Source organism: Pseudomonas sp. Leaf434 (genome assembly GCF_001425545.1).
GTDB classification, from domain to species: Bacteria; Pseudomonadota; Gammaproteobacteria; order Pseudomonadales; family Pseudomonadaceae; genus Aquipseudomonas; species Aquipseudomonas siliginis.
Map to the genome: position 1 here is coordinate 624,321 of NZ_LMQZ01000009.1, position 23,310 is coordinate 647,630.

At 57.3% G+C, this 23,310-nt stretch carries 19 protein-coding genes and 1 pseudogene; 4 read left to right on the plus strand and 16 right to left on the minus strand.

Going from position 1 to position 23,310, the window contains the following annotated elements:
• Nucleotides 1-95: 95 nt before the first annotated feature.
• The 3 genes from ASG55_RS20210 to ASG55_RS20220 all read right to left on the minus strand — a co-directional run bounded on the left by ASG55_RS20210 (nucleotide 96) and on the right by ASG55_RS20220 (nucleotide 5,189).
• On the minus strand, nucleotides 96-737 hold the full coding sequence (locus ASG55_RS20210) for a DUF1345 domain-containing protein (RefSeq protein WP_056789701.1): 642 nt from the start codon (nucleotides 735-737) through the stop codon (nucleotides 96-98).
• A gap of 180 nt (nucleotides 738-917) precedes the next feature.
• On the minus strand, nucleotides 918-4,016 hold the full coding sequence (locus ASG55_RS20215; RefSeq protein ID WP_056789704.1) for an efflux RND transporter permease subunit: 3,099 nt from the start codon (nucleotides 4,014-4,016) through the stop codon (nucleotides 918-920).
• A gap of 15 nt (nucleotides 4,017-4,031) precedes the next feature.
• Nucleotides 4,032-5,189 carry an efflux RND transporter periplasmic adaptor subunit gene (locus tag ASG55_RS20220; RefSeq protein WP_056789707.1) on the minus strand — a complete coding sequence of 386 codons (1,158 nt, stop codon included), beginning with the start codon at nucleotides 5,187-5,189 and terminating at the stop codon, nucleotides 4,032-4,034.
• A gap of 253 nt (nucleotides 5,190-5,442) precedes the next feature.
• Between ASG55_RS20220 and ASG55_RS20225 the strand changes: the two genes are divergently transcribed.
• Both ASG55_RS20225 and ASG55_RS20230 read left to right on the plus strand, forming a co-directional pair.
• Nucleotides 5,443-6,144, plus strand: a complete 702-nt coding sequence (locus ASG55_RS20225; protein WP_016774890.1) for a response regulator transcription factor — start codon at nucleotides 5,443-5,445, stop codon at nucleotides 6,142-6,144.
• A 4-nt stretch (nucleotides 6,145-6,148) separates the two neighbouring features.
• Nucleotides 6,149-7,450 carry an ATP-binding protein gene (locus tag ASG55_RS20230; protein WP_041480214.1) on the plus strand — a complete coding sequence of 434 codons (1,302 nt, stop codon included), beginning with the start codon at nucleotides 6,149-6,151 and terminating at the stop codon, nucleotides 7,448-7,450.
• A 15-nt stretch (nucleotides 7,451-7,465) separates the two neighbouring features.
• Here the strand turns inward: ASG55_RS20230 and ASG55_RS20235 are convergent, their stop codons facing one another.
• Nucleotides 7,466-7,645, minus strand: coding sequence for a hypothetical protein (locus tag ASG55_RS20235; RefSeq protein WP_056789710.1), 180 nt, complete (start codon nucleotides 7,643-7,645; stop codon nucleotides 7,466-7,468).
• Between the two features lie 286 nt (nucleotides 7,646-7,931).
• On the opposite strand from ASG55_RS20235, the pseudogene ilvA reads away from it, so the two are divergent.
• Nucleotides 7,932-8,921 (plus strand): annotated as a pseudogene (gene ilvA / locus ASG55_RS20240) (threonine ammonia-lyase, biosynthetic); the annotation flags it as partial.
• A gap of 30 nt (nucleotides 8,922-8,951) precedes the next feature.
• Here the strand turns inward: ilvA and ASG55_RS20245 are convergent.
• On the minus strand, nucleotides 8,952-9,257 hold the full coding sequence (locus ASG55_RS20245) for an NIPSNAP family protein (RefSeq protein ID WP_056789713.1): 306 nt from the start codon (nucleotides 9,255-9,257) through the stop codon (nucleotides 8,952-8,954).
• 14 nt (nucleotides 9,258-9,271) lie between these two features.
• Nucleotides 9,272-9,757 (minus strand): serine protease inhibitor ecotin, encoded by a 486-nt coding sequence (gene eco / locus ASG55_RS20250; protein WP_056789716.1) that lies wholly within the window; start codon nucleotides 9,755-9,757, stop codon nucleotides 9,272-9,274.
• A gap of 369 nt (nucleotides 9,758-10,126) precedes the next feature.
• On the opposite strand from eco, the gene ASG55_RS20255 reads away from it, so the two are divergent.
• Complete coding sequence (locus ASG55_RS20255; protein ID WP_016774885.1) at nucleotides 10,127-10,396, plus strand: DUF1652 domain-containing protein; 270 nt, start codon at nucleotides 10,127-10,129, stop codon at nucleotides 10,394-10,396.
• Here ASG55_RS20255 and ASG55_RS20260 read toward each other — a convergent pair.
• The 10 genes from ASG55_RS20260 to xylB form a co-directional block, all read right to left on the minus strand.
• Complete coding sequence (locus ASG55_RS20260) at nucleotides 10,393-10,791, minus strand: hypothetical protein (RefSeq protein WP_056789719.1); 399 nt, start codon at nucleotides 10,789-10,791, stop codon at nucleotides 10,393-10,395. The two genes, ASG55_RS20255 and ASG55_RS20260, sit on opposite strands and share 4 nt — an antisense overlap.
• A gap of 90 nt (nucleotides 10,792-10,881) precedes the next feature.
• Complete coding sequence (locus tag ASG55_RS20265) at nucleotides 10,882-11,151, minus strand: DUF2790 domain-containing protein (RefSeq protein WP_056789721.1); 270 nt, start codon at nucleotides 11,149-11,151, stop codon at nucleotides 10,882-10,884.
• A 270-nt stretch (nucleotides 11,152-11,421) separates the two neighbouring features.
• A complete protein-coding gene (locus ASG55_RS20270; RefSeq protein WP_236708184.1) occupies nucleotides 11,422-12,558 on the minus strand; it encodes a tetratricopeptide repeat protein in 1,137 nt (378 codons plus the stop codon).
• Nucleotides 12,559-12,564: 6 nt separating this feature from the next.
• A complete protein-coding gene (locus ASG55_RS20275) occupies nucleotides 12,565-13,539 on the minus strand; it encodes a tetratricopeptide repeat protein (protein WP_056789724.1) in 975 nt (324 codons plus the stop codon).
• A gap of 4 nt (nucleotides 13,540-13,543) precedes the next feature.
• Nucleotides 13,544-16,852: a hypothetical protein gene (locus tag ASG55_RS20280; RefSeq protein ID WP_236708185.1), complete on the minus strand. Its 3,309-nt coding sequence runs from the start codon at nucleotides 16,850-16,852 to the stop codon at nucleotides 13,544-13,546.
• Between the two features lie 33 nt (nucleotides 16,853-16,885).
• Nucleotides 16,886-17,752 (minus strand): DUF4123 domain-containing protein, encoded by an 867-nt coding sequence (locus ASG55_RS20285; RefSeq protein ID WP_056789731.1) that lies wholly within the window; start codon nucleotides 17,750-17,752, stop codon nucleotides 16,886-16,888.
• Nucleotides 17,743-19,797, minus strand: a complete 2,055-nt coding sequence (locus ASG55_RS20290) for a type VI secretion system Vgr family protein (RefSeq protein WP_056789738.1) — start codon at nucleotides 19,795-19,797, stop codon at nucleotides 17,743-17,745. The genes ASG55_RS20285 and ASG55_RS20290 overlap by 10 nt, the downstream gene beginning before the upstream one ends.
• Before the next feature lie 275 nt (nucleotides 19,798-20,072).
• The gene (locus tag ASG55_RS20295; protein ID WP_041480414.1) at nucleotides 20,073-20,660 is read right to left on the minus strand and encodes a transglycosylase SLT domain-containing protein; all 588 of its coding nucleotides are present in this window, start codon (nucleotides 20,658-20,660) and stop codon (nucleotides 20,073-20,075) included.
• Nucleotides 20,661-20,737: 77 nt separating this feature from the next.
• The gene (locus ASG55_RS20300) at nucleotides 20,738-21,676 is read right to left on the minus strand and encodes a carbohydrate kinase family protein (RefSeq protein WP_056789741.1); all 939 of its coding nucleotides are present in this window, start codon (nucleotides 21,674-21,676) and stop codon (nucleotides 20,738-20,740) included.
• A 13-nt stretch (nucleotides 21,677-21,689) separates the two neighbouring features.
• Nucleotides 21,690-23,186, minus strand: coding sequence for a xylulokinase (gene xylB, locus ASG55_RS20305; protein WP_056789744.1), 1,497 nt, complete (start codon nucleotides 23,184-23,186; stop codon nucleotides 21,690-21,692).
• Nucleotides 23,187-23,310: the final 124 nt, after the last annotated feature.

Here is a 23,310-nt window from a genome sequence, read left to right on the forward strand (position 1 = left end):
AAGCGTGAATACAGTACGCCTGTAAACTGTCAGTGTTGACAGTTTACAGGCGTACGTTTTTGTGAGCTTTGAACTGCCAGAACAAGCCGTGTTTTTCAGCCGAACAATCCTGCTGCAATGTTGATCGAGAACCCGAGGATCGCCGTATTGAACACAAAACCGATCAGCGACTGCGCGAGCACAATTTTTCGAATATCCCGCGTTGCAACACCCACATCCGAAGTCTGCACAGCCACGCCGATGGTGAACGAGAAGTACAGAAAATCCCAGTAATTGGGGGTGGTCAGTCCTTCAGCAAAACGCAGCGCCGGCTCTTTGCCGTCCCAGGTGTAAAACAATCTGGCGTAGTGCACACAGAAGATCACACCTATCAGCAGCCATGAGCCGGTCACTGTCAGCGCTGTGAACCCGTAGTGCATGAGTTTGCGTGAGGTTTCCAGGTCTTTGCTGCCGGCCAGTTCAAGGGTGATGGTGGCGAGACTGGCCAACGCGGCAATGCACACCACAAACAGCACCAGCCCGGCGTTCTCGTCTTCGACTTCGGCGATGCGTCGCACGTCCGGGGCCTTGGCGCGTATGGTCAGCCAGAACATCAGGATCAGGTATGTCCAGACACCGACGTTCCAGCCAATGAGAATTTTGCTGACGATGGAATCGGCCGGGACCAACAGGCCGGTGGCGAGGCCGAGCGAGGCGGCAGCGGAAAGGCGAGGGTGGGTGCGGGCGAGGAAGCGCATGAAAGCTCGGTAGGCGAGGGAGGTTTCACCACCTTAGCCCAGCGTTGACAGATGTGGCCACTGCGCATGATGTTGGCCAATCCTTGTGGGAGCGAGCCTGCTCGCGAAGACGTCAGCAGATTCAACATTAATGTTGGCAGACCGGACGCATTCGCGAGCAGGCTCGCTCCCACAGTTTGATCAGCGTTGTTTGGTGAATCGTTGTACGAGCTTCATGACCACGACGAAAAACACCGGCACGAAGATTACCGCCAGTGTCGCAGTGATCATCCCGCCAATCACACCTGTGCCGATTGCTTGCTGACTTGCCGAGCTCGCGCCAGTTGCAATCGCGAGCGGCACTACGCCGAGAATGAATGCCAGCGATGTCATCACGATCGGCCGCAGACGCAAACGCGCGGCCTGCAACGTCGCATCGATCAGATCGTGACCTTCGTCATACAAGCTCTTGGCGAACTCGATGATCAGGATCGCGTTTTTCGCCGACAGACCAATGATGGTGATCAGTCCGACCTTGAAGAACACGTCGTTGGGCATGCCGCGCAGTGTCACGGCGAGTACCGCGCCGAGCACACCAAGCGGGACAACGAGCAATACAGAGGTCGGAATCGACCAGCTCTCGTACAGCGCCGCCAGACACAGGAATACCACCAGTAGCGACAGGCCCAGCAGAATCGGCGCCTGATTGCCGGACAGGCGTTCCTGCAACGACAAACCGGTCCACTCTTGACCCAGACCTTTCGGCCCCAGCGCAACCAGTCGTTCGATTTCCGCCATGGCCTCGCCGGTACTGTGCCCAGGTGACGGTTCACCAGATATCGCGATCGCTGGATAGCCGTTGTAACGAGTCAACTGCGCCGGGCCTTGAATCCAGTTGGCCTGAACGAAGGCCGACAGCGGCACCATGTTTCCAGCGTTGTTGCGCACATGCATTTTCAGCAAATCATCCACCTGACTGCGCTGATCACCTTCGGCTTGCACGACTACCCGCTGCATGCGGCCCTGATTGGGGAAGTCATTGATGTAGCTCGAACCCACGGCAGTGGACAGCACGTTGCCGATGTCGGCGAACGAAACGCCCAAGGCATTCGCCTGCTTGCGGTCGACGATCAGTTGCACCTGCGGTGCTTCTGCCAGCGCGCTTTCACGGACGTTTATCAATACCGGACTTTTCTCGGCGGCGGCGAGCAGTTCCGTACGCGCCTGCATCAACGTCGCATGGCCCAGACCACCGCGATCCTGCAAGCGGAACTCGAAACCGCTGGACGTGCCAAGGCCATCCACCGGCGGCGGCAGCACCGAGAAGGCCATGGCGTCCTTGATCTGGCTCAGCGCCGCGTTGGCGCGGTCGGCGATTGAGCTGGCAGTATCGTCACTGCCACGTTCCGACCAATCCTTGAGTGTCGAAAACGCCAGCGCTGCGTTCTGCCCGCTACCGGAGAAACTGAAACCCAGGATCACCACACTGTCACTGATTCCCGGCTCACCGGCGTTGTGCGCTTCGAGCTGTTCGGCTACTTGTACAGTGCGGTTCTTGGTTGCGCCGGGTGGCAATTGAATATCGGTGATGGTGTAGCCCTGATCCTCGGTCGGCAGAAACGAGGAGGGCAGGCGCGCAAAACAGATTCCGAGTCCAATCAGCAGGACCACGTAGATCATCAGGTAGCGACCCGTACGCTTGAGCGCATAGCCGACCCAACCCTGATAACGGTCGGTCAATTGCTCAAATCGGCGATTGAACCAGCCGAAAAATCCGGACTTCTCGTGATGCTCGCCTTTGCCGACAGGCTTGAGCAAGGTCGCGCACAATGCCGGGGTCAACGTCAGAGCAAGGAACGCCGAGAATAGAATCGAGGTGGCCATGGACAGCGAGAACTGTTGGTAGATCACCCCGACCGAACCCTGCATGAACGCCATCGGAATAAACACCGCGACCAGCACCAGAGTAATGCCGATGATCGCCCCGGTGATCTGCGTCATCGCCTTGCGCGTGGCTTCCTTGGGCGACAGGCCCTCGCTGGCCATGATGCGCTCGACGTTCTCCACCACGACGATGGCGTCATCCACCAGAATGCCGATGGCCAGCACCATGCCGAACATGGTCAGCACGTTGATCGAGAACCCCAGCGCCAGCATGGTCGCGAAAGTGCCCATCAACGCCACCGGCACCACCAGTGTCGGGATCAGCGTGTAGCGCACGTTTTGCAGGAACAGGAACATCACTGCAAATACCAGCAGCATCGCTTCGCCGAGGGTGTAGATCACTTTGGTAATCGAGACTTTGACGAATGGCGAAGTGTCGTAAGGAATCTTGTATTCCACGCCAGCCGGGAAGTAGCGCGCCAGTTCGTCCATTTTCGCCCGCACCAGTGTCGCGGTGTTCAGCGCGTTGGCGCCTGGAGAAAGCTGCACGCCAACGGCGGTGGACGGCTTGCCGTTCAGGCGTGTACCGAACTGATATTCCTGACTGCCGATCTCCACTCGCGCGACATCACCGATGCGCACCGTGGAGCCATCGCGATTGGCCTTGAGCACGATGTCGGCGAATTCCTGCGGAGTCAACAATTGGCCTTTGACCAGAATTGTCGCGGTGATTTCCTGCGTCGAAGGTGACGGCAGATCACCGATGCTACCTGCTGAAACCTGGGCGTTCTGCGCGACAATGGCTTCGTTGACATCGGCCGGCGTCAGGTTGAAGGCGATCAGTTTCTGCGGATCGATCCAGATGCGCATAGCCCGCTCGGCACCATACAACTGCGCCTTGCCGACACCGTCCAGACGCTTTATCTCGTTCATCACGTTGCGCGCCAGATAATCGCTGAGCGCCACGTCATCGAGCTTGCCGTCGCTGGAGGTCAAAGTGATCAGCAAGAGGAAACCGGAAGAGACCTTCTCCACCTGCAATCCCTGCTGATTGACCGCTTGCGGCAGGCGCGACTCGACCACCTTGAGGCGGTTTTGCACATCGACCTGCGCCAGCTCGGGATTGGTGCCCGGCTGAAAGGTTGCCTTGATCGTCGCGCTGCCCAGGCTGCTCTGCGATTCGAAATAGAGCAAGTGATCGGCGCCGTTGAGCTCTTCCTCGATCAGGCTGACCACGCTTTCATCGACGGTTTGCGCCGAGGCGCCAGGGTAGACGGCGTAAATCTCGATTTGCGGCGGGGCGACGTCGGGGTATTGCGCCACCGGCAACTGCGGAATGGCCAGCGCACCGGCCAACAGAATGAACAGGGCGACCACCCAGGCAAACACCGGGCGGTCGATAAAGAACTGCGGCATATAGAAGCGTCCTGCTTACTGACCAGTGGTCTGGGCAAGTGGAAGTGGGGTTTCGTCGATCTGCACCTTTTCCCCGGGACGGGCGTGTTGCAGGCCTTCGATGACAACACGGTCGCCGGGCTTCAGGCCGCCGGTGACAATCCAGCGATTGTTCTGCACCGCACCCAGTTGCACCGGTTGCTGCGCCACGCGCATCTGTTCATCGACAGTCAGCACCTGGGCAATGCCGGCACTGTCACGCTGCACCGCGCGTTGCGGTACGGTGATGCCGTTCTGGATGGTTGCCTGCTCAAGGCGTACGCGGATGAAGCTGCCCGGCAGCAAGTCGAGATCCGGATTGGGAAACTCGCTGCGCACAATGATCTGCCCGGTGCCGGGATCGACAGTGATGTCGCTGAACAGCAGCTTGCCGGGCAACGGATACACGCTACCGTCATCCTGAATCAGCGTGGCCTTCGCTTGATCCTGACCGACTTCCTGCAACTGCCCGGAGCGCAATGCCCGGCGCAGTTCATTGAGCTCGCGGGTCGACTGGGTGAGGTCGGCATGGATCGGGTTGAGTTGCTGAATCAACGCCAGCGGCGTGGTTTCGTTCTGCCCGACCAACGCACCCTCGGTGACCAAGGCGCGACCGATACGGCCGGAAATCGGCGCGGTGACGGTGGCATAGCCGAGGTTCAGTTTCGCCCGTTCAAGCGCCGCTTTGCTGGCCGCGACATCAGCTGCCGTCTGCCGGGCAGCGGCGCGGGCGTTGTCGTAGTCCTGACCGCTGATGGCCTGGTCCTCGATCAACTGCGCATAGCGTTGTTCTTGCAATCTGGCCTGAAAGGCGTTGGCCTCAGCTTTGCGCAGCGCGGCTTCGGCACTGTCCAGATCGGCCTTGAACGGCGCCGGGTCGATGCGAAACAGCACATCGCCTTTTTTCACGTCACTGCCTTCGCGGTAGGTGCGCTGCAACACCACGCCGGCCACTCGTGCGCGCACTTCGGCAATCCGTGGCGCGGCGATGCGGCCGCTCAGTTCGCTGCTGATCGACAATGGCTGGGTTTTGATGATCTCGATGCGCACCGTGGCCGGCGGCGTCTGCTCTTCGGCGTTCGAGGATGAATCACAAGCGCTCAGCGTCAGCGCCAATGCGATCAGGCCGAGCCCGGCCAGCAGTTTTCCAGACATGTACAACCCCCAATATTGAAGGCCGCATCCTACGGCCAGACGGGGAGGTTAGCGGTGAAGCTTTGTAGCTGCTGTGTGAAATTGTGTAAGGGTTTTGCTCAGTAGCGGGTGAGGGCGTATATCCTGCAGGCCTTGAAATTTATTGCGACAGTTCGATCGCTTTCGCGAGCAGGCTCGCTCCCACAGGAGATCGCATTTCAATGTGCGAGCGAATGAGCCCTGACTGTCGCCACAGCATTCTCTGGAACACCCCATGCCCAACATCCTCCTGGTCGAAGACGACACCGCCCTCGCCGAACTGATTTCCAGCTACCTGGAACGCAACGGTTATTCCGTCAGCGTCATCGGCCGTGGCGACCATGTGCGCGAGCGCGCGCGGATCAGTCCGCCGGATCTGGTGATCCTCGACCTCATGCTGCCGGGCCTCGACGGCTTGCAGGTATGCCGTTTGCTGCGTGCCGATTCGGCGACACTGCCGATCCTCATGCTCACGGCTCGCGATGACAGCCATGATCAGGTGTTGGGCCTGGAAATGGGCGCTGACGACTACGTCACCAAACCCTGCGAGCCACGAGTGCTGCTGGCGCGGGTGCGCACGTTGTTGCGGCGCAGCAGCCTCGGCGAACCGCTGGCGGTCAACGATCGGATCGTCATGGGCAATCTGTGCATCGATCTGTCCGAGCGCACCGTGACCTGGCGTGATCAAGCGGTTGAGCTGTCCAGCGGCGAATACAATCTTTTAGTGGTGCTGGCCCGGCACGCTGGCGAAGTGCTGAGTCGCGATCAGATTCTGCAGCGGCTGCGCGGCATCGAGTTCAATGGCACTGACCGCTCGGTGGACGTGGCGATTTCCAAGCTGCGGCGCAAGTTCGATGATCACGCCGGCGAGGCGCGCAAGATCAAGACCGTGTGGGGCAAGGGCTATCTGTTCAGCCGCTCCGAGTGGGAATGCTGAGCTGATGTTTCGCATTCTGTTTCGCCTGTATCTGGTGACGATCGTCTCCTATAGTGCGGCGATCTATTTGGTGCCGGATCTGGTGGTCATGGCCTTTCGGGACCGCTTCGTCACCTACAACCTGGAGTTCTCCCGAGGTCTGCAATCGCTGATCACCAAGCAGTTTCATGCTGCGCCGCAAGAGCAATGGCCGGCGATTGCGGCGGCGATGGACAAGGAATTCCAGCCGCTGCACATCGTCCTGACGCCAATCGACGACCCGGTGTTCACGCCCATCGAGCAGGAACGTTTGCACCGTGGTGAGAACGTGGTGCGCATCGGCGATTGGGGCTGGCGAACGCTGGCGGTGACTCCGCTGAATGCGGACATGGCCGTGCGTATGGTCGTACCGCCGGATCCTGTCGACGTCGATCTGTTGTACTGGAGCATCAACGTGCTGATCGGCGCCATGTTGCTCGGTTGTCTATTGCTTTGGCTGCGCCCGCACTGGCGCGATCTCGAGCGCCTGAAAGGCACCGCCGAACGCTTCGGCAAAGGCCACTTGAGCGAGCGAACCAGAATTGCCCCTAGTTCGAACATCGGCAGCCTCGCCAACGTGTTCGACACCATGGCCGGCGATATCGAAAACCTTCTCAACCAGCAACGTGATCTGCTTAACGCCGTTTCCCATGAGCTGCGTACGCCGTTGACGCGTCTGGATTTCGGCCTGGCGCTGGCGTTGTCCGAAGACTTGCCAGCCGCCAGTCGCGAGCGTTTGCAGAGCCTGGTTGCGCATATTCGTGAACTGGATGAACTGGTGCTGGAGTTGCTTTCCTACAGCCGTTTGCAGAATCCGGCGCAGTCGCCTGAGCGCATCGAGGTGTCGCTGGACGAATTCATCGACAGCATTCTCGGCAGCGTCGATGAGGAACTGGAGTCGCCAGACATCGTGATTGACGTTCTGCTGCACGGTCAGCTCGAACGCTTCGCGCTGGATCCGCGCCTGACCGCCCGGGCCATCCAGAACCTTTTGCGCAATGCCATGCGCTATTGCGAAAAGCGCATTCAGATTGGCGTGCAGGTCATTGCTGGCGGGTGTGAGATCTGGGTTGACGACGATGGCATCGGCATTCCCGACGACGAGCGCGAGCGGATCTTTGAACCGTTCTACCGGCTCGACCGCAGCCGTGATCGCGCGACGGGTGGGTTCGGCCTCGGTTTGGCAATAAGCCGCCGAGCGCTGGAAGCACAGGGCGGCACACTTACCGTTGAGAGTTCGCCGCTGGGTGGGGCGCGATTCAGGCTGTGGTTGCCGGCCATGGCCTGAACCGTATGACGAATTTCAGGGCTGCGTTGTGCCGCTGGTCTGCAACACACATTGCTGGGTTTTACTGTCCCACACCTGGCCTTTCGGACATTCGGGCTTTTTCACGGCGTCGCTTTCATTGACGGCGAAAGCAGCAGGGCTGGACAGGACGGCGACCAGCAGCGGGACGGCGAACAGCATTTGGCGGATATTCATGGTCGATCTCCACTTTCATCGGCTTGGAGCAGAAGTTGTTGTTCTCCTTTGCAGTGACTGTTCAGTTCTGCGGAAGATTCAAAGTTCTACAGCGGGCCATTGACTTGTCATCCAACGGCAGGCTAATTTCCAGCCCATGACTTTCACCGTATCGCGCTGCCAGCCAAGCATTATTACCGCCATTCCTCATTTGGCGGGCTAGCTCACGACTGCAGCACCCAACCCGCCCTAGAGGCGGGTTTTTACTTTCTGTCTCCGGGGTTCTGATAAATGTCAGGAGACGACCATGCCGCACAGCCCCGACCAGCAAGCTCTGCTCGAGCACTACGTAAAGAAAATCCTGGCCGCGCCGGTGTACGACATTGCGGTGCGTACCCCGTTGCAGCCTGCGCCGGCATTGTCGCAAGCATTGGGCAATCGGGTCCTGCTCAAGCGCGAAGATCTGCAACCGACGTTCTCTTTCAAGATCCGTGGTGCTTACAACAAACTCGTGCAACTGAGCGATGAGCAGCGAGCGCGGGGAGTGATCACTGCGTCGGCGGGTAATCACGCGCAGGGTGTAGCGCTGGCGGCACGGGAGTTGGGCATCTGCGCGACGATCGTCATGCCGTCTACCACCCCTGAGCTCAAAGTGCTAGGCGTGCGCAGTCGCGGTGCCGAAGCCCTGCTGCATGGAGAGAGTTTTCCCTTTGCTCTGGCCCACGCGTTGCATTTGGCCGAGCAGAGCGGATGCACGTTCGTTTCACCCTTCGATGATCCTGACGTAATCGCCGGACAAGGCACCGTGGCTATGGAAATCCTGCGCCAGCATCAAGGCACGCTGAACGCGATCTTCATCCCGGTCGGCGGCGGAGGTTTGATCGCAGGTATCGCGGCCTACGTCAAATACCTGCGCCCGGAAGTGCGGATCATCGGCGTCGAATCCGAACATTCGGCGTGCCTGCAAGCGGCTTTAGGTGCGGACGAGCGGGTGGTTCTATCGAGCGTCGGCACCTTTGCCGATGGCGTAGCGGTTGCGCAGATCGGCGCGTACGGCTTTGAGGTTTGCCGCTTATGCGTAGATGAAGTGATCACGGTCAGCAATGACGAACTCTGCGCCGCGATCAAGAATATCTACGACGATACCCGTTCGATCACTGAACCTTCGGGTGCGCTGGCTGTTGCGGGGATCAAGCAGTACGTGGCGCGCAGTGGGGTTCGCGATCAGACATTCGTCGCCATCGACTCCGGGGCCAACATCAACTTCGACAGCCTGCGCCATGTCGCCGAACGCGCCGCTGCTTGCGGCGTGCCGGCGTGATGTCGATCAGGGCAGCAGCGGGCGCAGAAACGTGCGCTCGTAACTGACGATGAATTTCTTCTCGACCAGATCGGCAACCAGTGCGGTGCTTTCCGGGTCGGTCATTGCAATATGTCGATAGCTTTCGTAATCGGCCAGCGATGGGAAACTGAACAGGCAATAAGCAATGTTGCTCGCGCCCTCGGAGGGGAGGAAGTAGCCGTGGTGGGTGCCGCCCAAGCGCTCAACGATGTCGAGCCACGCTTTGGCATAGGCTTCGAAAGCGGGTAACTGGTAAGGATCGATCACATATCTGACGTGGCAAGTAATCAAGGGCTGGGCTCCGGTTATTCCTGCAGGGCGGTGCCGACTTTGTCCGACGCCGACCAGATGCGATAGCGCACTTCGACGTCCGAAGGCGCGTACACCACGACTGGCAGCTTGCTGTTGTAGCGCAACATGAAGCCATCACCGACGACCGGAACGAACGCGCGCTTTTTCTTGCTGCCAGGCGGGCAGGCCATCATCGTGCTCATCGGGCCGATGACCTTTTCCAGGCGATAGAACGGATAGCCCCAGCCTTGCAGATTCTTTTCATCGAGCACACCGCCCAGACGCTGGTGATTGCAATCCACTTCGAGGGTTTTGCCGGCGAGAATTTCAACCTGGAAATTCTCTTCCTGCTCTTGCTTGGGCAGATGGATGACTTGTCGGGTGAACCCGGCTTCGGCCTTGGGATACGGCGCGACGTCTTCGAGCTTGGCGGCGTGGGCGAGGGTGGAAAGGTTGGCGATCAACAGGCCGGTGATCGCGCAAACGCTTAAGGAATTCATGGAGGCCTCCGTGCGGGTTGAATTGCAATGGGAGACATTCTTGCCGTCATAGTCTTCGAAAGCAAATTTGCCCGGAGATTGCAGATTGCAGGGGACGGGTGGTCGATTCATGCAATTTGCAAATAGCAGGATACTGGCCACATTTCCAAGTGCTTGATTTTTAAGGGAGCAAAACGAACCGATCAAAGGCACGTTTTATGCGTTCTTTGGGTGAGGCGCACAGGATTTGGGCGCCTACACTCCAATGGGCATTTCGCAGTACCACCACTTGCCGCACCAGGGAAACAGCGGGGGCACACCCGTGAAGGCGCAGCAGAGGGTCAGCGTGAATACTTGATTGGCAATCGCACAGAAAGGAGAGGGTTCGCCATGTTTTTATCTGCCTTGGAATTACGCAACATCATTGAAAGCAGCTTCTTGCCGAAACGCTGCCAGTGCACGCTGTCACCCGACTTGTCGATGTCCGTCAAAGTATTTGGCGACCATCGAACCGACCAAGCCGATCTCTACGTCAGTGGAATCGACGCCAGCCGCCTGAACAGCTGCCGTGAAATCAACAACCTGGTCGCTGGCCTGCGTTCCGACCTCGCGCAACAGACCACAACACATCAAACCAGCGCTCGTTCTCGAGCCGTTTAACCCACCGTCTTACCCAGTTCGACCGTCACGCGCCGGGCCTGCACAAAACCAAGGCCCAGCGCGAACTCGACCAGCACCGCGAGCAAGATCCCGGGGCCGGCATGGCCATTGAGCCATTCGCCAAAACCCAACGCCGCCAAACCGAAACAGCCGACGATAAAACCATTGCTCAGTGCACTGCGTGCCACTGACGGCGGAGCATTGCGCAGCAAACAAAACATCACCGCCAACGCCGCAAACAGCACCGCGCTGCGCCTTGCGACTACGCCAGTGCCTTCCGAATAGCCAATACTCCAGATCGCCAGCAACACCTCTGGAAAAAATCCCCAGACCAGCGCCAGCAGAAAACACAGGATTGAAGTGAAGCTCGACAACGTGCGGAACGACAACTGCATGGCCAATCCTTGCGGCAGTAGGGAAGGCCCCGAGCATAACCGCCGAAACCACCCCAAGCCTATGGCCAACCGGAAAATCAGAAGCGTCTGTCAGTTCTGTTGACTGCAAGCGTCAGATAATTTCCTGTAACTGATTTGTGCGGGCTTGCCGGTGTTGTCGATGTATTTCATGTCGGCGGTGATGACTTTGCATTCCAGGGTCGGCGGCTCGGTTAGCGAAAGCACCTTCGCCACGTGTAGTGGCATGCCGTATTGGTAGGGGGTTTGATTCGATGTGGCGGAGGTGTCGTTGGCTTGGGCCAGTGCGGCGTATGAGCTGCAGGCGAGGGTGGCAGTGAGCAGGAAGGGACGAATGTTCATGAGAGGACTCCAGCCTAACGAATAGGCGCCCGGCACGAAGCCGGGCGAGCCTGCCGCACTGGGCGTCAGCGGGGGAGAGCTGAGGGTGTGCGGTGATATGGAGTCTCTGACTGTGGCGTTAAGGCTGAGTTAACCGATGTGAACATGAGCTGAGTTATTTACGGTTGCTTTTCCCTTGTCTCGGGCATTTGTCGTTTGCGATATGAATCATTAGGGTACGGGCTTTGACGTGCTCAAAAAAAATTAATGATAAGGCTGTACTGCTAAATTTCAGTACCCTAACTTATCTGGAAAAAACGAGAGCGGTGGGTGAGTGGCCTTCCACGTTTTTGCGAGTTCTTTTGCTTTTTTTAATTGCTCTTTTGACAGGTTTTTTTCTATGTCAGGTAATGTGTCATTGACATCTCGTGTTACGTTACCTCCGCCATTAAGCTCCAGCAGATTTGAAAGTAGAGCAAAGGACTTAATTGGGTCGAATGCGAAACCGTACTTGGAGTTTTCTTCACCTATGTAGGATGCATATCCAAATACACCTTCTACATAGCTTGAGTCGGCGGCTTTCTCGTTCCAGAATCTGAACGAGGCTAGATCATTTTTTTCTATCTTGATTGCGGCTAACCCCATCATTGCGAGTGGATAACCATTTTCAGCGGACGCCTTCATCCATCGTTCGATAGCTTGTTTGCGCCTTGAGGGTAGTAAAAATGAGCCATTCCCTTCTTGGTACTTCGTCGCCAGACGGAACTGAGCAAATGCGAATCCGTTCTCTGCGGATTTCTCCAACCATTCATCGTTGCCCGTCATTTCATATAACAAGTACATCGATTCGCTATCTCCCTGCTTTGCTCGTTCAACGGCAAGGCTTTTAGCTTTAATCACCCAGCTGCTGGCAGAATCTTCACCTGGAGGACAGTTTTTCATGGTCGTACACAAATCTTCTCCAATCCTTCCAAGGCGAATCATGGCGTAGATGTTCCCCTTTTTTGCGGAGCTTTCGTATGCTTTTTTAGCCTCCGGAGTCATGTGACGGTTGTTTTTTCTTAGCGCTTCACCGAGATAATAAAGTGCTTCATCGTCACCGCCTTCGGCTGCTATTTGTAATGGTTCAATTGCGGAGATGGCTTTGTGTTGAGTGTATAGTTCAATGCCCTTGATTTTTGCCTGAGATTGTTCGTTCGTAAGCGCCAATGACTGGGGCGACGCTAACGTTAATAAAATAAGCGTAGTGGTGAATACTTTTGGTAGTGTAAGTGCTAAGTTGTTTCTCGATTGCAGTTGTTTAGCTGATATGTCGGTCTTTGTGAAACTTTTGAAAACGATACGGCGGAGCGCGAACGACAAGGCTGTCGATTGTTCTGATTTGGGAGAATTAGCCTCGTACCGGTTATTTCTTGCATTCTGCTTCATTGCTAATTAAAAACCCAATTTCCTTGGAAAGAAAGAAAGGGGCGGGTGGGTGGCCTTCCACTCAATTGCATATTTTTCCGCTTCCTCAATCTGGTTCGATGTCATTTTTGCAGCAATTTTAGGAAGCTTACCTTCCACATAGACTTGAACGTTTCCACCGCCATCCAATTCTTTAAGCAAAGAGACCAGTGCGTAGCCCTTGATCAAATCAACGGGGTAGCCAACTTTGTCGGGCGTGTGGGAAAGATATGCACCATAGGTTGCAACGGCATTTTGATAACCGGTTTTCGCCGCTTCTTCCCACCAATGCCGAACACCTGCCAGATCATTTCGCTGGGAAAGAATCGAAATATATTCGATCATTGCAGGAGGGTAACCTCCTTCCGAAGCAGCCTTTAGCAACTCTTCCTCGGCACTCTTTCTTTTCCAAGGTAGCAAAAATGTGCCTTCCCCCTCGGCGTAACGATTAGCGAGCAACCACTGTGACGGCGCATATCCAGCCGCTGCTGATTTCTGCAACCAATCCAACTCTGCAGTCGCGTTGTAAAGCACAGCCATCGCTTCGCCGTCGCCACCCAAAGCGCGAGGCGTAGCAGTTTTTATCAATAAATCTAGCCAGTCACTTGGTTTTTTACTACTAGCAGGACATTGGTTGACAACCGAGCACAGGTCTTCCGATACGGTGGCGAGTTTAAACATCGCATAATAATCACCCTGTGATGCTGATGCCTCGTACCATTTTTGCGCTTCGACAGTCATTCCTTGTTTTTTTTGACGAAGCTCGTCAGCTAAATAGAATTGTGCTTCCGCATCGCCCGCTTCGGCTGCTATGCGAAGTTCCAGTTCTGCTGGCTTGTATTGATTGAAAAGCATTATCCCACGAGTTTTTGCGGCCTGCTGAGTTGGTGTAAGCTCGGCAAGTACATTGTTTGATAAGAGGGTTGCAATTGCGGTTGCTATATATATAAGTGTGCGCAACATTTTTTTATCCCTTGATGTATTTAGCTGGAGGGACATATTTTGCTTTTCCGCCAGGAACAAAAGTTTGTCCGTAGTATCGGGTTCTGTGACAAAAGCCATCTAGGTTCGCGCCTAAAAGGTTCACGTGCGCTTTATACCGGGCACGCATTTCGTCGTTCGCATCGTCGTGCAGTCGCAGAATTGCTTCTGACATGAAATTGTCCATATGCAGTCGATTCTCGCAATATAGCTGTTCTGCTTCGTCTGCGGCTTTGGTTCCGAACCGATTCATGCTCATGCATGCTTCTTCAAATTGTGCTTGGGCAAGGGTTATTGTTCCTTGCTTTTCCGCTTGGCGGACAATCAATCCTAGTATGCGCTCAACAGCCTGCTGCTGAAGCAGTTGACACTGGTCCTTTGTATAAGACTTTTCTGTGGCTTTAGAGCTTGCACTAGGCGCTCCATATTCAGAAATCTTGAATTTCTCCGGCGCGGAAATCAATGTCATCAACATTGGGCCAAGCGCACCCGGAGTCGCTGCCAAGATCCATTGGTCTAACTCAGCTTGATTATGATAATTCATAATCGTATGAGCGATAATTGCTCCTCTGCCGCCCCCGGTTAACGCCTCATATAACGACATCACCATATCAACGCCTTGCATGTAAGTCATCGCCACTTCCATCCCGGCAGCGCCAAGAAAGTTTAGTTTGTCGATGTAGTCGGCGGCTTCGTCCGTCACAAAAATTAGCGATTTATCCTGATTTTTATGCATTTCCCGTCGCAGCAAGTTAATCAAGTCAGTAACACCGTCATAGCCTACTTCAAATTGAAATTCGCCGCCGACGCCAGCGCCGACGATGACGGAAGCCTTGAACCGCATGATGAAGCGGCCTTCATGCAAGGAGATCCCAATATCTGCCGTAGTACCCAGCCCATACGCGGCAGTAAAGCCTGCTGTGAGTCTGGCCAGGCTCGCCCATTGGCTAGCTTTCGCGTTGTTGACGGTGTTCGCCATGCCGGGCGAAGGGGCGGTGCGCAACACAGCGATATCTTTCGGCGGAGCCCAGTTCAAGGCGCCTGTCAGCAGAATCCCAGCCTGAACTCCTGCAAAGAGATTGAATTGGGCTTTAGCCCCATCTTCAACCCGTACTTTCGCGGCGTCGCCCGCCAGAACAGGTTCGCTTCTAGTTGTAGTTGCTACGGCATTGGTGGTCTCCGGACGTTTTGCATCGGTGATTTCCGGAAGATTGAGGCCGCCTTGTACGTTTGCACGTCCCAACTGCACGCTGGAGGAGAGGAGGAGGGTAGCGCCTGTGTAGCCCCACGCTCTAGCGCCCAAATGGATCGAAAACCTGCCGAGATTCAGGTTTTTGCGGTTTTTCTCGTAATCCAGGTACGGGATCAGGATGTCTTTTGCTTGATCTTTACCCGGCAGATCCATCTTCATCAACTCAACTTCACCGCGTGCCAAGTCAATCCCAAGGCTGGCTTCGGCTTTGGCAGAGGCCTTGAAGTTATCGGTGACGCTGAAGCTCGGACCAGTGACCTTGGTTCCAGTGTGGATGGAGGACTGTGGTGGCGTGAGGCAACGAACCAATTGTGCTTGAGGACTGCTATCGAACAGGCGCAACGAACTTCGAACTTCTTCTTTGAACAGCAGCTGCCGAAGGCGCAGCCCCCAGTCTTTGCGGGCGCCTGCGTCCTCAATAGTATCCACTGTCAGTTTTTTCGACTTGAGATAGGAATGGAAGAGTTCTACATCGAACCAGCCTTTTTCATCGAACCAGTTGCTTTCCTGATCCTTGATGGCCATCGCGCCTTGGAGGCGTAGCCATTCATGGAAAGGGTTATCGTCTGTGTCAGTTTGCGCTTTCCCATTGCTGTTGCCGGGAAGTTTCTGCAGGTCTTTGCTTGCAGTAGCACCGAGCGCGCTTACGTCTTTTTTCAAGGCTTTTTCAATGCCTTCCAGATTAAGCAGACTCAAATGCTTGACCGGACTGTTGGGGCTATTGAAAAGCGCCACTTCGCGCAACGGAAAGCCAGCCTTGACCAGGCGCTCTTCCGGTTTCGGCTGAAATTGCTCTGGCTCCCACAACAGATGGCGCAGTGGTAGGGCTGCGGCTACAGCGGCTTCTGCATCATCGCGAAGCTTCATGCGATCTTGTTGAATGCGCTGCCACTCGGTTTTTTCAGCCTGCACGATGCCCGCTGGTGCCGCTACGTTTTGGCCGCTGGCGTCAATCCAGGCTTTGTATTTGGTGCGGATTTGTTCAGCCAGTTTGACCTGCCGCTGTTCCATCTCGAGATATGATTTGAATTTCTCGATACCTGCGCTGATTTCGCCTGTGTCAGGAATGAGGGCAAACTCAGGAAGTGCCAAGCCATAGTCGGCGACTTTCAAAATCGAATCGATATAGGCAGCAAAGTCTTTTTCGATTTTTTTGCGTTCGTTGGCCACATCGTTCAAATAACCGCACATCCGGGCCTTGCCATCGATCACACAGTTTGTGGCGTCCAGATACGCCTTCTTGTTCTTCTTGAAATCTTCTTCTTTGAGAGTAGTCAGCTTGCCGCTGGCTGTGAGTGCCGCACGGGCTTTCAGATAGGTCTGAACACGAGTTCTAGCCTCAAGAGCACCGGGCGAAAACAGATTGCCACTTTCATAGATATAGCCAGCTATCTTGGCTTGCTCTATTGCTACAGCCTTCAGCTTCTTCCACTCGTTGTAGAGTCGTTGCAGCTTTTGCCCCTCGGAGTTGGCCTCAAGCAGGCTAGCCTGTTGCTGACCGGCCAGTGCCCGGTTCCGTGCGTACTCACTCTGATCCGGCAACTTCTCCAGCGCCGCTGAATTTCGGGCGTCACGGCTCACGGCTTTCAAGCGCATGGCCATGGTTGGCTGCGCAATATCCGGCTCCTGAGCTTCGATTTCCAGCATTCGGCTTTTCTGTTCACCTTGCAGGAAGTTTGACAACTTGGGTTCGAGGAAGTACTCGAGCAACCCCGTGGTGTTCATCCCCTTTAAACGTTCCTCAGGAGACTTGCTTGCGCTGATATGCTGCTCAAGTTCATTCATCGCTTCTTTGATCGAGCTTGCAGCGCGTTCAGGCAGCAGATAGAACATTCTTTCCTTGGTTGCGTAGATCACCTCGCCATAACTTGTCGAGCAAGCCGTTTCCACTTTGTCGAACGCGTTGGGGCAACTGGCAGGCATTACAGGCTGAGGATCAAGCTCCAAGGCAGGTTTCGTTTCAACCGGTGTCGACGGGGCTGAGGCAGTTGCCGCAGAGCTGTCGCGATCTACCTTTGTTGCTTCTGAGATTTCAGTATCCATTTCGCTTCCATTCATTCTTAACGGACGGGTTCATCAAGCAACGCTGGTGGTGAGTTGCTGCAGCTGCTGTACTTTGATGAACGACTCTTCCCTGGATTGCAGGATGGCCATTGCCTGTGGCTGTGTTTCAAGCAGTGGGCCATTTGTGATTGACCCCAGCTTCAGCAAGTGACGGCCTTCGTAAATATTGTGGGCAACCAGCACATTGAGGTTTGCCACAAGGTTGGGCAGATGCTCATCGCTCGGCTCGCCGTAATCTGCGTGATGTTCATCTGCCCAATAAACCCAACCCAAATGCTCTTGAACGTTCGCCGCGGATGGCGGCAGGCTGAACACTGAAGTATCGCCCAGCCATTCGACTTCCGAGGCGGCGCGCCAACTGAGCCATGGACCTTTATTGCGCCCAAAATGAACCGGCGCTGGGCTGTATACGTGCTGCCAAGGGCCGAACAGCTGATGGGAGTTGTCGCCAGCGGTATAGGCCAGCGCGGCCCACAGGCTTGGCTTGTGGTAGCTCAGCAGGCTTTGTCCGCCAGAGCCATCATTAGCGCGCAAGAGCCAGCGCGCATGGGCGAGCGCTTTGTCAGAATCAGCTGTGGTAATGGCAATGCCAGAGAAATTTTCCTCGCACAGCTTTGCTGCCTCAGCCGCAAGGCGACTGCCCCATGGCGCGGTGATCCAGAGCGGACCGTCAGCGGCGATCTCAGCGAAGGCGGTTTTGAGGAACAGGCCCTGTGCATCCACCACCGGTTCGCCAACACGATAAAGGCGGCTCATCGCGTCAGGCTGTCGAACCGGGTCAATAATGAAACACAGTGTTGATTCAGAGCTTTCTCTCGGTAAATCAACGAACCCATGGCGTGGAGCTTCGAGGAGGGCGCTGAGCGCTTTCACATGCATGTGCAATCCTTACGGCTGCAGGCGCCGTTGCTTTGCTTGCCGCACAACGGCGTTATTCCAGACTCATTCAGACGTTTGGGCAGCGGGACAGGGACTTTCCCCGCCTTATCCGCATCCGCAACCTTCATCGGCCCCGGCAACAACGGCGCCGCCGGCGTGCCCACCCCGGGCGAGCCGCCGGTATTGACCTTCACCTCAGCCCCGCTGATGGTCACGCCACCTGCATCGACCTTGACGAAGCTGCCGCCAGCCTTGGCGGTCAGTTCCATGGCGCCTTCGACCACGACTCTCTGGCCGGCGTAATAATGGATTTCGTTGCCGGCCTCAACAAACTGCCCAGTCCCAACCTTCACATGCTGCGTCACACCCACCGTCAGGTGATCATCCGCGCGCATTTCGCTGATGCGGTCCAGATGGGTGATCCGGTGTTCTTCGACCTTGAACTCGCTCAACACGTTGGCTTCAACGGTGTCGTGGCGTTCGTTGCCGACGCGGATTTTCTGGTCGTGTTCGATGTTTTCGTCCCAGTCGCGCTGGGCGTGGATGTAGATCTGTTCGGCGCCTTTTTTGTCTTCGATGCGGAATTCGTTGTAGCCCTTGCCGCCCGGGGAGCTGAGGGTTTTGAAGGTGCTGCGGGTCTTGTTGGCCGGCAGGTCGTAAGGGACGACGTTTTCCTTGTGGTACAGGCAGCCGGTGACGAGGGGCTGGTCGGGGTCGCCTTCGAGGAAGGTGACGAGCACTTCCATGCCGATGCGCGGGATGGCGATGCCGCCGTAGGCTGCGCCGGCCCAGCCGCTGGCGACGCGCATCCAGCAGGTGGTTTTGTCGTCAGACTGGCCGTCGCGGTCCCAGTGGAATTGCACTTTGATGCGGCCGTACTGATCGCAGTGGATTTCTTCACCGGGCGGGCCCGTCACAACGGCGGTCTGGCTGCCGAGGACTTTCGGTTTCGGATGTTCGAGGGCAGGGCGGTAGTGCGCGTCCCACGGGGTGGCGAGGAAGCTGTTGCGGTAGCCCTGGTGGAAATCGCTCTTGTTATCGGTGACGTCGCTGGTGACGTTTTCGCCGAGCACTTGCGGCTGTTTGCCTTCGTGGAAGACTTCCAGCAGCAGCCACAGGTCGTTCCACTCGGCGCGCGGGTGTTCGGCGAGCGTGAGGAAGTGGCCGCTGGTGAGGGTCGGTTCGTCACCTTTGCCTTCGGCGAGTTTGTAGTCGCTGCGATGGCGCTCGAGGGCGCGGGTCGAGAGGAACTTGCCGCGCTCGCGGGTGGTGAAGCGGCTGGGGTAATCGTAGTCTTCCAGATCCGGGGCGAATTCGGATTTGACCGCGCCTTCGGGCAGCAGCTTTGGTTTTTCGAAATCGTAGTCGCGACGGCTGACGCGGGTGGTGCGGGTTTCCAGGCGCAGGTTAAAGCGCTTGATCACCGGCTTCTCGGCGGCCATGCCGGAGTCTTGCTGGTAGCTGACCGGCTTCAGTTTGCGGAACACCGTCTGGTCGTCGCCGAACACCAGTTTGTGGCCGCTGCTGCTGTGCTGGAAGTGGAAGTGGATGCCTTCCTCTTCGCACAGACGCTGGATGAAATGCAGGTCGGACTCGTCGTATTGCACGCAATAATCGCGTTCCGGATACTCGGCGCCGAGCTGGAAGCTGTAGGCGTCAGAGAGAATGCCGCGATCTTCCAGCACCTGGGCGATGATTTTCGGCACCGTCAGTTGCTGGAAGATCTGCTGATCATGGTTGTGCTGCAGATACGCCAGTTGCGGCATCAGGCTGATGCTGTAGCGGGTCAGGGTCTTGCCGGAGTCGCCCTGCTCGATGCGGTAGACTTGGCCGTGAATCTTGCCTTCTCCGGTGGCGCCGAAGGTCAGGCAGGCGCGCTTGTGCAGTAGCTCTTCGAGCTTCAGGTCGGGGCGGGCGCTGACCAGTTCGAGGTCGAAACGGAACGGTTCGTTGAGGGCTTCGCGACCGGTGAAGCTGAGGACTTGCAGGTCGGCGTTGGCGTCTTCGATCGAGAGGGTGATGTGGGTTGCATTGGCGTCCAGCATGCCTTGAATTCCGTCCGTTGAATAAGCAGGTGATGGATGTTGCAGGATTAGACGGCCTCATTCAAGGCGCAAATGGCGTAGGTGTGGGGCGTCAGTGCCATAGGGAAAACCCTTAGGAGGGCGGTTTGGGTCAGTGAAATCGGGCCTTTCATAGACTTTGATGGTGTTTGAGAGATTGCCATCGCGGGCAAGCCCGCTCCCACAGGTTTCTCGGGTGTACACAAAATCGGCGTTCACTAAGGTCTTGTGGGAGCGAGCCTGCTCGCGAAGGGCTTCTACAACCAATGCCAGAACCGGCTCCAGAACCCGCGATTGAGGTCTTCCTTGCAGCCGGCATATTGCTGCGCATACAGATCCGAACGGTTCTGCACCTTGCGCGCGGTCGGCGGTAGCCAGGCTTTGCTCGCGTAGGTCTTGTTGCGGAAGCCGCCCCAGCCTTCGTGGTAGTTCAGGTATTGGTTATAGGCGTCGTATTTGTACACGCCGTTGATCGAGGTGGTCTTGTCCATGTACCAGCCGACGAAGTCGATGGCGTCGTCGAAGTCTTCGCGATCGGCCCAGTTGCGGCCGGTGCTTTTCTGGTAGTCGGCCCAGACTTCGTCCTTGGCTTGCGCGTAGCCGGACGCGGTCGAGACGCGGCCCCAAGGAATCACCCAGAGCAGGTATTTGCGCGGCGTCTTGGCGTCGTAGCGGTAGCCGGATTCCTGATACATGATCGCGAACGGCACCTGGATCGGCACGCCCCAGCGTTTCTGCGTGACTTGCGCAGCGTCGTACCAATCGCTTTTCTCGCGGAAGATTGCGCAGATGTCTTCCGGGGAGCGGGGCGGCGAGGTGCCGCAACCGCTCAGCAGGGTGGCCATGGTCAGGAGGGCGAGGATGTGCCTGTGATTCAAGAGCTGTTTTCCGTCGTGCGCAAAAAGGCCGACAGTCTACGCGCTCAGCTCAATTGATGACGATAGGGCAGATCCGGACCGGTTTTGCTGCAGGTCAGTGCGGCGGCTTGTACGGCGAACCTGAGCATGCCGTCGATTTGCTCTCGACTGAGCTGCTGGACGCCTTCGACCGAGTCCAGCGAATGTTCGGTCAGCCAGGTGATCAGCGCGGCCTGGAAGGTGTCGCCGGCGCCTACCGTATCGGCGATCTGAACCTGATTGGCCGGCACCGACCACGAGCCATGGGTGCGACTGAACACCGTTGCGCCGTCGCCACCGCGTGTCAGGAACACGATCTGGCAGCGATGCTCGAGCCAGCTTTCAATAACATGCTGCGGATCCTGCTCGGGATAGAGCAGGCTCAGATCCTCGTCGCTGACTTTGATCAGATCGGCCAGTCGTACCAGCGTGGCGATGCGTTCGCGCCATAGCTCGATGTTCGGCTCGGGATTGAGGCGCACGTTGGGGTCGAGGCTGATCAGGCGTTTGCCGCTTTCGCGTTGGACCAGTTTCAGCAACGTGTCGCCAATCGGCTGCACCACCAGCGAAAACGAGCCGATGTGCAGGCCGCGCACCTCGTCGCCAAGTGTCGGCAGATGCGCCTCGCTCAGTTGCCGGTCGGCACAGCCTTCGCCACGGAAGCTGTAGTGCGGTGAGCCATTGGCGCCTACCGCGACCATCGCCAGGGTGGTCGGCGCGGCGAAATCCACCAGATAGTCCGGGCGCACGCCTTCGTCCTGCAGCACTCGCTGCAAACGGCGGCCGAGGTAGTCGGTGGACAGCCCACCGAAGAGCGCCGAGTCCACGCCCAAACGCCGCAAACCTACGGCAACGTTGAACGGCGAGCCGCCGGCAATCGCCTTGAAATTGACTTTCGAGGCCAGACCGCTGGCATCGTTTTCGCTGAAGAAATCAAACAGGGCTTCGCCACACACCAGGTACATAGTTGTTTGCTCGTTATAGGGTTGCGACATGCTGTTGATAGCGTTCGTAAGCCTGCTGGAACGCCGCGACATTGGCGGCGATCGGCAGGGTTTCACTGCGCGCGTCGAGTTTGACGCAGCGTTCGCACAGATCGGCCAGGGACACATCATCGCCGTTCGAGCGCGATGCGCACCACGCCGCTTGAATCGCCGCACCCAGTGCGGCGGCTTCGCTTTGCTCGGTGCAGATGACCGGGGCGTTCATAATGTCGGCGACGACCTGCCGCCACACCGCGCTCTTCGAGCCGCCGCCGATCAGGCAAATGCGCAGGCTTTGTAAACCATTCTGGCGAAGCAAATCCAGCCCGTAGCGCAAACCGAAGGTGGTGCCTTCGACAGCGGCGCGGCACAGGTTGGCTTGGGTCAGGTTGTCCATCGTCAGCCCATGCAGGCTGCCGGTGGCGTGGGGCAGGGCAGGGACGCGCTCACCGTTGAGAAACGGCAGCATGCTCACGCCTTCGGCACCAATGGGCGATTGCGCGACCAGTTCGTTGAAGGTCGGCAGATCGAGCTTGAACAGTTCGCGAATCGCACCGGTGGCGTTGGTCAAATTCATGGTGCAGATCAGCGGCAGCCAGCCGCCGCTGGAGGAGCAGAATGTGGCAACCGAGGCATCGGCGCTGACGTTCGGCTCCTCCGAATAGGCGTAGACCGTGCCGGACGAACCGAGGCTCATGGTGATCGCGCCGGGCTGAATATTGCCGGTACCAATGGCGCCCATCATGTTGTCGCCACCGCCGCTGGAAACCACCGCGTTGGGGTTGATGCCGAGTTGCTCGGCGATTGCCGGCAGGAGGGTGCCGACGGCGGCGTGCGCGTCGATCAGCTCCGGCAGCGCGGCTTGCAAACGGCCGCTGGCGTCGATGTCGCGCAGGATCTGTACATCCCATTGCCGCGTGCGCACGTTGAAATAACCGGTGCCGGAGGCATCGCCGTATTCGCTGCAGGCGCGGCCGGTGAGCCAGTAATTGAGGTAGTCGTGGGGCAAAAGGATTCGGGCGATGCGTGAGAACACGTCGGGATGCTGCTCTTTGGTCCAGAGCAGTTTCGACACCGTGTAGCCCGGCGCAATGACCACGCCGAGGCGTTCCAGCGAACCTTGCTCGCCGCCCATTTGCGCGAGCAAGCGCTCGTTTTCCGGCGTGGTTTCGGTGTCGCACCAGAGTTTGGCCGGACGCAGCACTGCGCCTTGCTCATCGAGCAGGACCAGGCCGTGTTGCTGGCCGGAAACGCCAACGCCGAGGATCGCCTGGCCGTCTACGTTCGCCGCTTGCAAGGCCTGGCGGGTGGCGCTGACGAACGCGTCGAGCCAATGCTGAACGTCTTGTTCGCGGCGGCCGTTGGCGCCACTGATCATCGTGTGCGGCGCTGCGCCCAGACCGAGCACCTGGCCGCTGCCGGCATCGAGGATGATCGCTTTGGTGCCTTGGGTGCCGCAGTCAATACCCAGGAAGAGCTTTGTTGTTGTCATGTATGGGCCTGTCAGATTGCGCTGAAGATCAAGAGCTACCCCCTCACCCCAGCCCTCTCCCCCACGGGGGCGAGGGGGAAAGGGAGCAGATTTTCATGCCTTTCACACTCTGTATTCGACTCGG

What these genes read in the sequence shown, in the direction of transcription:
- ASG55_RS20210 (WP_056789701.1), bottom strand. Translation starts at nt 737, where the DNA reads ATGCGCTTCCTCGCCCGCACCCACCCTCGCCTTTCCGCTGCCGCCTCG.
- xylB (WP_056789744.1), bottom strand. Translation starts at nt 23,186, where the DNA reads ATGACAACAACAAAGCTCTTCCTGGGTATTGACTGCGGCACCCAAGGC.
- ASG55_RS20275 (WP_056789724.1), bottom strand. Translation starts at nt 13,539, where the DNA reads ATGTTGCGCACACTTATATATATAGCAACCGCAATTGCAACCCTCTTA.
- ASG55_RS20265 (WP_056789721.1), bottom strand. Translation starts at nt 11,151, where the DNA reads ATGAACATTCGTCCCTTCCTGCTCACTGCCACCCTCGCCTGCAGCTCA.
- ASG55_RS20220 (WP_056789707.1), bottom strand. Translation starts at nt 5,189, where the DNA reads ATGTCTGGAAAACTGCTGGCCGGGCTCGGCCTGATCGCATTGGCGCTG.
- ASG55_RS20225 (WP_016774890.1), top strand. Translation starts at nt 5,443, where the DNA reads ATGCCCAACATCCTCCTGGTCGAAGACGACACCGCCCTCGCCGAACTG.
- ASG55_RS20235 (WP_056789710.1), bottom strand. Translation starts at nt 7,645, where the DNA reads ATGAATATCCGCCAAATGCTGTTCGCCGTCCCGCTGCTGGTCGCCGTC.
- ASG55_RS20230 (WP_041480214.1), top strand. Translation starts at nt 6,149, where the DNA reads ATGTTTCGCATTCTGTTTCGCCTGTATCTGGTGACGATCGTCTCCTAT.
- ASG55_RS20300 (WP_056789741.1), bottom strand. Translation starts at nt 21,676, where the DNA reads ATGTACCTGGTGTGTGGCGAAGCCCTGTTTGATTTCTTCAGCGAAAAC.
- ASG55_RS20270 (WP_236708184.1), bottom strand. Translation starts at nt 12,558, where the DNA reads ATGAAGCAGAATGCAAGAAATAACCGGTACGAGGCTAATTCTCCCAAA.
- ASG55_RS20215 (WP_056789704.1), bottom strand. Translation starts at nt 4,016, where the DNA reads ATGCCGCAGTTCTTTATCGACCGCCCGGTGTTTGCCTGGGTGGTCGCC.
- ASG55_RS20260 (WP_056789719.1), bottom strand. Translation starts at nt 10,791, where the DNA reads ATGCAGTTGTCGTTCCGCACGTTGTCGAGCTTCACTTCAATCCTGTGT.
- ASG55_RS20285 (WP_056789731.1), bottom strand. Translation starts at nt 17,752, where the DNA reads ATGCATGTGAAAGCGCTCAGCGCCCTCCTCGAAGCTCCACGCCATGGG.
- ASG55_RS20280 (WP_236708185.1), bottom strand. Translation starts at nt 16,852, where the DNA reads ATGGATACTGAAATCTCAGAAGCAACAAAGGTAGATCGCGACAGCTCT.
- ASG55_RS20255 (WP_016774885.1), top strand. Translation starts at nt 10,127, where the DNA reads ATGTTTTTATCTGCCTTGGAATTACGCAACATCATTGAAAGCAGCTTC.
- eco (WP_056789716.1), bottom strand. Translation starts at nt 9,757, where the DNA reads ATGAATTCCTTAAGCGTTTGCGCGATCACCGGCCTGTTGATCGCCAAC.
- ASG55_RS20295 (WP_041480414.1), bottom strand. Translation starts at nt 20,660, where the DNA reads ATGGCCACCCTGCTGAGCGGTTGCGGCACCTCGCCGCCCCGCTCCCCG.
- ASG55_RS20290 (WP_056789738.1), bottom strand. Translation starts at nt 19,797, where the DNA reads ATGCTGGACGCCAATGCAACCCACATCACCCTCTCGATCGAAGACGCC.